Annotated in this window: 8 protein-coding genes and 2 pseudogenes; 8 read left to right on the forward strand and 2 right to left on the reverse strand. The window is 38.6% G+C overall.

Features of this window, described 5'->3' with window-relative positions:
* A pseudogene (locus tag AC1DRF_RS13020) lies at window positions 1-153 on the forward strand (hypothetical protein); the annotation flags it as partial.
* A gap of 27 nt (window positions 154-180) precedes the next feature.
* Here the strand turns inward: AC1DRF_RS13020 and AC1DRF_RS13025 are convergent.
* A complete protein-coding gene (locus AC1DRF_RS13025) occupies window positions 181-1,380 on the reverse strand; it encodes a nucleotidyltransferase (protein ID WP_097824537.1) in 1,200 nt (399 codons plus the stop codon).
* Window positions 1,381-1,559: 179 nt separating this feature from the next.
* On the opposite strand from AC1DRF_RS13025, the gene AC1DRF_RS13030 reads away from it, so the two are divergent.
* The 4 genes from AC1DRF_RS13030 (at window position 1,560) to AC1DRF_RS13045 (ending at window position 4,035) form a co-directional block, all read left to right on the forward strand.
* Entirely contained in the window at window positions 1,560-2,078 is a 519-nt protein-coding gene (locus AC1DRF_RS13030; RefSeq protein WP_013084865.1) for a YceD family protein, read from the forward strand.
* Between the two features lie 65 nt (window positions 2,079-2,143).
* Window positions 2,144-2,317 carry a 50S ribosomal protein L32 gene (gene rpmF, locus AC1DRF_RS13035; protein WP_013058976.1) on the forward strand — a complete coding sequence of 58 codons (174 nt, stop codon included), beginning with the start codon at window positions 2,144-2,146 and terminating at the stop codon, window positions 2,315-2,317.
* Between the two features lie 169 nt (window positions 2,318-2,486).
* Window positions 2,487-3,254 carry an enoyl-CoA hydratase/isomerase family protein gene (locus tag AC1DRF_RS13040; protein WP_427075237.1) on the forward strand — a complete coding sequence of 256 codons (768 nt, stop codon included), beginning with the start codon at window positions 2,487-2,489 and terminating at the stop codon, window positions 3,252-3,254.
* 178 nt (window positions 3,255-3,432) lie between these two features.
* Window positions 3,433-4,035, forward strand: coding sequence for an RsfA family transcriptional regulator (locus tag AC1DRF_RS13045; RefSeq protein ID WP_013058974.1), 603 nt, complete (start codon window positions 3,433-3,435; stop codon window positions 4,033-4,035).
* An 81-nt stretch (window positions 4,036-4,116) separates the two neighbouring features.
* Here AC1DRF_RS13045 and AC1DRF_RS13050 read toward each other — a convergent pair whose 3' ends face one another.
* Window positions 4,117-4,587 carry an N-acetyltransferase gene (locus tag AC1DRF_RS13050; protein ID WP_097824536.1) on the reverse strand — a complete coding sequence of 157 codons (471 nt, stop codon included), beginning with the start codon at window positions 4,585-4,587 and terminating at the stop codon, window positions 4,117-4,119.
* A gap of 313 nt (window positions 4,588-4,900) precedes the next feature.
* Here AC1DRF_RS13050 and AC1DRF_RS13055 point away from each other — a divergent pair, with 313 nt between their 5' ends.
* The 3 genes and pseudogenes from AC1DRF_RS13055 to AC1DRF_RS13065 all read left to right on the forward strand — a co-directional run.
* Window positions 4,901-6,253 (forward strand): acetyl-CoA carboxylase biotin carboxylase subunit, encoded by a 1,353-nt coding sequence (locus tag AC1DRF_RS13055; RefSeq protein ID WP_097824535.1) that lies wholly within the window; start codon window positions 4,901-4,903, stop codon window positions 6,251-6,253.
* Window positions 6,250-6,462: a biotin/lipoyl-containing protein gene (locus AC1DRF_RS13060; protein WP_013058971.1), complete on the forward strand. Its 213-nt coding sequence runs from the start codon at window positions 6,250-6,252 to the stop codon at window positions 6,460-6,462. The genes AC1DRF_RS13055 and AC1DRF_RS13060 overlap by 4 nt, the downstream gene beginning before the upstream one ends.
* A gap of 19 nt (window positions 6,463-6,481) precedes the next feature.
* Window positions 6,482-7,222: pseudogene (locus AC1DRF_RS13065) on the forward strand (carboxyl transferase domain-containing protein); the annotation flags it as partial.
* Window positions 7,223-7,263 lie beyond the last annotated feature (41 nt).

Genomic DNA, 7,263 nt, shown 5'->3' on the forward strand with positions numbered 1-7,263 from the left:
GAGATTTTCTTTGCACCAAATGAAAAAGGGGCTGCGAGCTCTAACTACCGAGAAGCAGTGAAGACAGCTAAAAAAATAGACAGTGATATGAAAATTGTACCCGTAGATTCATTTTCGGACGCCGTAACGTATTTGGAAAAGCTGAAACCATAAAAAAATCGTCTGTTGCAGACGATTTTTTTATGGCCAAATGATAGGAGGCTGCGTGTATTCTTGTTTCATAAATTGAGAGCGCAGAGGCTCTTGAAACGGCATACTATAAACATGTGTCGCTTTAATATCGGTATCAATTTCTTTTAGTTTACATTGCGATACAGTGGATACAATAGGAAGGGACAGCTTTTTCTTAATCGTTTTTAAATAGCCTTGTCCTGTCTTTGACATTCCCAATAAGCGAATATAAGGATCAGCTTGTTGCATCTCACTTTTTGTTGTATTGGTTAAAAGGTGAACGCACATGCGCTGTAAACGGGTTCTCGTATATCGCTTCGTTTTAACATTTGTTAAAAAATCTTCAAATGAAGTAGCTGAAGAAATATAAGATAGGAGCCGATGTTCAATACCTTCTTCTATTTCATAAATACGCTGTAAGTCATAAAGCGGAGTAGTTAATAATTTGTATTTCAAAAATGGGAAATAATGCTCCCAATGATGTAACTGTCCGTGTGCTTGCTTGTAAGCTGCTAATTCATTTGCTGTACTAACTGGCATGTGCTTGCTCAGGTCCCCATGGCTGCTGCTGTCAAAAATAGCTTTACGTATGCTTGTAGCACTTGAAATAAAAGAGGAAGACAGGGAATCATCGTGATAATGTGATTGAATTCGAGTGATTGTATATGGTTTAATAGATGCATGCTGTTTTTTAATGGCAGCTACATAGCTCATTCCAAGCACATTATTTGGCTGAGATAGATCAATAGGAGCCTCCGTGAAAAGCTGTAAGAAAGCATTGGAAGCTGCTTTTGGATAACTGTTCCCTTTTTTCATCTCTTGTTGAATTAAAGCGGATAGTTCTGATTCATGAGCTTCGAGCAAATCAGCGGTGCGGGTAAATGAGTCAATATTGCCATTTTCGCTGCCAAAGCATACAAAGTCAGCGCGAAGGGATTCTAAAATAGAAATAGCGCCGCCTGCGAATGTTTCAGCTTTTTGAGTAGAAAAAGCATAGGGTAATTCAACGACTAAGTCTGCACCAGCCGCTAAAGCCATTCTTGTGCGGGACCATTTTGATACAAGAGCAGGCTCTCCGCGCTGCAAAAAGTGCCCGCTCATCACAGCAATCACACAATCTGCTCCGGTTTGTTGTTTCGCTTGCTGCAAATGATAAGCGTGTCCGTTATGAAAAGGATTATATTCGACAATTATTCCAACTGCTTGCATAATGTCTCCTTTTAATTTATTATTTTTAGTCTAGCTCTTTGTTTTAAAAACATTTTTTTATGAAAGTAAGAAATTTTTACAAAAAAGCATATTTAAGTACATTATAGTGTAAAGAAAAAATATTGACAAATAATCTTGTGAAAGCTATAATAACCTTTGTTGCCTTGAGGTGATTAACAATGAAATGGACAATACATCAATTGTATCAGTTGCAAAATAAAGGTCTAACATTTGACGAAGTGATTGACGGCAAAGAGTTTATGAATGCTGATCCTCAAATTCGTAGAATGTCAGATGTAAACGTGAAAGGAAGAGCCGACATTAGCTCTTCGAAAGTAACGTTTCACCTTAAAATTTCAGGAAAAATGACGTTGCCTTGTGCTCGTACATTAGTTGACGTTCCGTATCCGTTTGAAATTAACGCAACTGAAACGTTTTTATTGAATGTGAATGCTGATTATGAAGAAGATGCTGAAGTACGCATTGTAGAGGGAGAAACGGTTGATTTACAACCTTTGATTCAAGAGTTAATTATTGTTGAAATTCCTCTGCAGGTATTTAGTGAAAATCAGCAAGCGGCAGGAGCAGCTCCACAGTCAGGAAAAGACTGGGAAGTTGTTACCGAAGAAGAAAAGCAGGAAAAAGTAGATCCCCGCTTAGCCGTACTCGAAAATTTCTTTAAAGACAAAAAGAAATAAAAATGCGAAGATCCGGCTTTCGGGCCTTCATATGATTTTAAAATTCTTTTAAGGAGGTGGGAATAATGGCTGTACCTTTTAGAAGAACATCTAAAATGAAGAAAAGAACGCGTCGTACGCACTTTAAATTACAAGTTCCTGGTATGGTAGAGTGCCCAAATTGTGGTGAAATGAAACTATCACACCGCGTATGTAAAGCTTGTGGTACTTACAAAGGAAATGACGTAGTAAGCAAATAATTGCTTATTTAAATAAAAGACCCTCTTAAAGGGTCTTTTATTTTTTTTGCCTTTTTTCCTTCTCTACCCTTTGGGAGAGAAGGATTTTTCTTATAGAACAAGAACTCTTTTTAAATAAACAATTACTGTTGTAAAAGGATTCATACCTTGTCTATAAGGAGGAAAAAGCATGAAAAAAAGCGAGCTGTTTACTACAAGCCAAGGCATTGCTACGTTTGTGATTAATCGTCCTGAAAAGCGTAATGCTATTGATTATGATGTTATGAATGAACTGCAGCAAGCTGTAGATTATGTGAAACATGATCAGTTAGTAAAAGCTTTCGTAATTACAGGGGCTGGTTCAGATGCATTTTGCAGTGGAGGAGATTTAAGCATATTTCATGAGCTAAAGACTTCGAAAGAGGCGTCTCAAATGTTAACGAAAATGGGGAAAATTCTTTATGAGATTTTAACACTCCCAAAACCCACAGTTGCCCTTTTGAATGGAACATCGGTTGGAGGAGGATGTGAACTTGCGATTGCATGTGACTTCCGTATAAGTGCAACACATAGCGAAATGGGCTTTATTCAAGGGAATTTAGGAATTACAACAGGCTGGGGAGGAGGAACCATTCTTCTTGAAAAGCTGCGTTATCAAGAAGCGATGGAAATGATCTACAGTGCTCAGCTGTATGGAGTAGAACGAGCAAAGCAAATTGGATTTCTTTCCTATGTCACGTCGTTTAAAGAACTAACTATGAGGTGTGAGGAGTGGTTAGCCCCTATCACTCATAAACCGACCCAGGTATTGCAAGCTTACAAAGAAATCGCTATTGAGAAATGGGAGCAAAGCCGGGTTTGGAATCGGATGGAACAAGAAATTCGTCGCTGCTCGATATTGTGGGAGTCGCCTGAGCATGAAGAAGCAGTTCAAAAGGTCATCGTTAAAAAAACATAGTTATGAACTGCATTTCCATAGCAATATAGTTAATAAGCGAAAGATGAAAGAATCACGGGTTTCCCATTTTGCTTCAAAGTATATGAAAGATTTTCTTGATTGAGAAGAGGAACAATAGTCTATCTTATCTAGTAGGTGCATATTCATTTAATAAGTACGGATAAGGAGGGATAGAAAAATGACTTCTTCTCGTCAAGATGCATGGACTCATGATGAAGATTTATTACTCGCAGAAATTGTACTGCGTCATATACGTGAAGGTGGCACTCAGCTAGCTGCATTTGAAGAAGTGGGGAAGAAACTTACACGAACATCAGCAGCTTGTGGCTTCCGCTGGAATTCTTTTGTGCGCAAACAATACAAGACTGGTATTGATCTTGCGAAAAAACAGAGAAAAGAATTAAAAGCAAGAACTGTTTCAAAAGATGACGAGCAGCCTGCACGCTTATCATATATGGAAGCAGAGAAACATATTTCGCTTAATGAGGTAATTAAATATTTAGAAAATGTAGATCAAGGGCAAAGGCACTCGTCAGAGCTTCTCGAAGCTAATGAAGAACTGCAGCAAAAGATTGAACGTTTACAAGAGAAAGTAACGATTTTGGAAAAAGAAAAAAAAGCTTTGCAAAACAACTTGTTAATTGTGGAAGATGACTATAAAGCTCTTATTGAAATTATGGAGAGGGCTCGTAAAATGGTTGTATTAAAAGAGGATGAAAAAAGTAGAAAAGTGAAATTTCAAGTGGATAAAAATTTAAATCTAGAAAAAGTTCAAAAGTAAAGCGACAGTTTGAATGCTCCCTACTTCATGTTGATCATATATACCACATAGATATAAAATAAACAGCTGGAAATCAGCTGTTTATTTTTGTTCGCTTACACCGCTTGGTAGCCAAATAAGAGGGTTTTCTCCTAAATCACGATCGATATCATATGTTACAGGTACGAACCCCATTTTTGACCAAAAATCACTCGATTTTACTCGTGGGCTTGTTTTGATAGGTAATTGAAAGGATTTGGCGTATTCAACGAGCGTTTGACCCAATCCTTTGCGCTGAAAATCGCTGAGCACTTCGAGTTTCCACACTTCAATATACGTTTGAGGCGGCTCGAAATATTGATCGTACTGTTTGTTTCGCTTATAGAGACTCATCCGAGCCACTAAGCTATTTCCAAAATAAATACCGTAAAACGGAGAATTTATTTCATTATCGGAAATTTTGGCATGTAATTCTTCTAGCATTGAAAGTTCTTGAATGCCATATTCTTTGAATTTCTTGAACTCTTCTAGCGTTTTAAAATTAATTTTTAAATGCTTCACTTCGTAATTCATCCCATATCCCCCTTGTTATGTCTCCTTGCTAGACAAACGAACTGGCTTGGTTCGTTCATCTAATATTATATAACAAAAATACAAAATATTCTGTTTTCATGATTGGTGAATGAATATTTAATGCGCATGAGGAAAAATGAATTCTTTCAGTTAAATACGAAGAATACATTACTATAAGCATCACTTTTTAGAAAGGAAGCAAAAGGAAAGTGAGATTCAAATAGAAAGCGTTTTCAAAAATTGTAGAGGAGTTTTAAAATTATTGTAGAATTATATGGGGGAAAGTAGAAATTTGAGGAAAGGGGAGAGAAAGGTGAAAAAAATACTGATTGCAAATCGAGGAGAAATTGCTCTTCGTATTATTCATACATGCAAACAAATGGGCATTGAAACGGTGGCTGTCTATTCCGATGCAGATGCAGAGCTTCCTTATGTTCAAGCAGCTACAAAAGCACGTCGAATTGGAGAGCCTCCTGTGCAAAAGTCATATTTGAATGTAGAAGAATTGCTGCGAATTAGTCATGAAGAAAAAGTAGATGCCATTCATCCTGGGTATGGATTTTTATCGGAAAATAGTGCATTTGCTAAAAGAGCGATTGATGAAGGTTTTTGTTTTATCGGTCCTTCTCCCAAAATCATTTCGATGATGGGCGACAAAATTGCTGCTCGTGCCGCGATGAAAGAAGCGGGTGTACCTGTTGTCCCCGGCAGCGAAGGCGATGTGACGTCAGTTGAAGAGGCTTGTAAAGTAGCGAGACTAATTGGATATCCCGTTATGTTAAAAGCAAGCGGAGGCGGCGGCGGAATTGGGATGGTGCGCTGCGATAACGAAGAAGCAGTAAAACAAGTGTATGCCTCCACAAAAGCAAGAGCAAAAGCATATTTCGGTCAAGAAGGAATGTTTATTGAAAAGCTTATCACAAACGCAAAACATATCGAAGTACAGGTGTTTGGAGATCAGCATGGTAATGTCGTTCATCTTTTTGAACGCGATTGTTCCGTACAAAGAAGAAATCAAAAAGTGATTGAAGAAGCCCCTGCGCTTTCTTTAAAAGAAAGTACGCGACAAGCCATGCAAAACCAAGCCGTTCAAGCGGCTAAAGCAATCGGATATTATAATGCAGGTACGGTGGAGTTTATTGTGGATGAAGACGAAAATTTTTATTTTCTTGAAATGAACACACGGCTGCAAGTTGAGCATCCGATCACCGAGCAAATTGCAGGGGTCGATTTAGTTAAGTGGCAGATCTTAGCTGCGCGCGGAGAAAAGCTTCCACGTGTGCAAGAGGAAATAGCAGCAAATAACTATGCCATTGAATTTCGAATTTATGCAGAAGATCCGTTTACTTTTTTACCGGCTCCGGGAAAAATTACGGGTTATCACTTACCGGAGCGAACCTATGCGCGCGTAGACAGCGGCTACAGTGATATGAATGCGGTTACACCTTTTTATGATCCAATGATTGCAAAAGTTATTATTACTGGTCGTACGCGTTCAAATGCAATTGAACTAGCTAAATCATATTTTACAGAAGCTGTTGTAGAGGGAATCAAAACGAATATTCCTCTATTTAAGCAGTTGTTAAATGAAGAGTTATATGAAAAAGGCACCTATAACACATCGTTATTATCAACCGTATTAAATAAAGGAGGAGCACCACAATGAGTGAAATCAAAGCGACAATGGCAGGCATGGTATTTAATGTGTTTGTTCAGCAAGGTGCAAGTGTAGCCAAAGGAGAAGTTGTTGTTGTATTAGAATCTATGAAAATGGAAATTCCTATTGAAAGCGATCAAGCTGGTATTGCAGAGACTGTCCATATAGCCGTGGGGGATTTTGTGAACGAAGGCGACGTTTTGGTGACTATTTCATAACTCATAAAGGAGAGATATCATGATACATACAGGTGAATCTCAGAAAAAATATGATGAAAATCGTCAAAAAGTAGAGCGTGGCAACGCGGAGAAGTACAAAGAGAAACTTGCAACACAACAGAAGCTTTTTGTAAGAGATCGTTTAGCCCTTTTATTTGATGACGGGAAATATGAAGAAGACGGCATGTTTGCAAATAATAAAGCTGAAGGATTGCCGGCAGACGGTGTTGTAACTGCAATTGGGAAAGTAAACGGTGAAACGGTTTGTGTAATGGCTAATGACTCTACTGTAAAAGCAGGGTCTTGGGGGGCCAGAACAGTAGAGAAAATTATTCGGATTCAAGAAGTAGCAGAAAAACTGCATGTGCCTTTGCTCTACCTAGTGGATTCTGCAGGAGCGCGTATTACGGATCAATTAGATATGTTTCCAAACCGCCGAGGAGCTGGACGGATCTTTCACAATCAAGTAAAACTTTCCGGCGTCATTCCTCAAATTTGTTTGCTCTTCGGTCCGTCAGCAGCTGGAGGAGCATATATCCCTGCATTTTGTGATATTGTTGTGATGGTAGATGGAAACGCTTCTATGTACTTAGGTTCGCCGCGTATGGCCGAAGCTGTTATTGGAGAAAAGGTTACGCTAGAAGAAATGGGAGGAGCACATATGCACTGCAGCGTTAGCGGATGTGGAGATGTGTTAGCTTATTCTGAAGAAGAAGCTATTTCCTATGCCAAATCTTATTTAACCTACTTTCCACAAAGCAGCTGGAGGAGCATATATCCCTGCATTTTGTGATATTGTTG

It is taken from the genome of Priestia sp. P5_B4 (genome assembly GCF_056400385.1).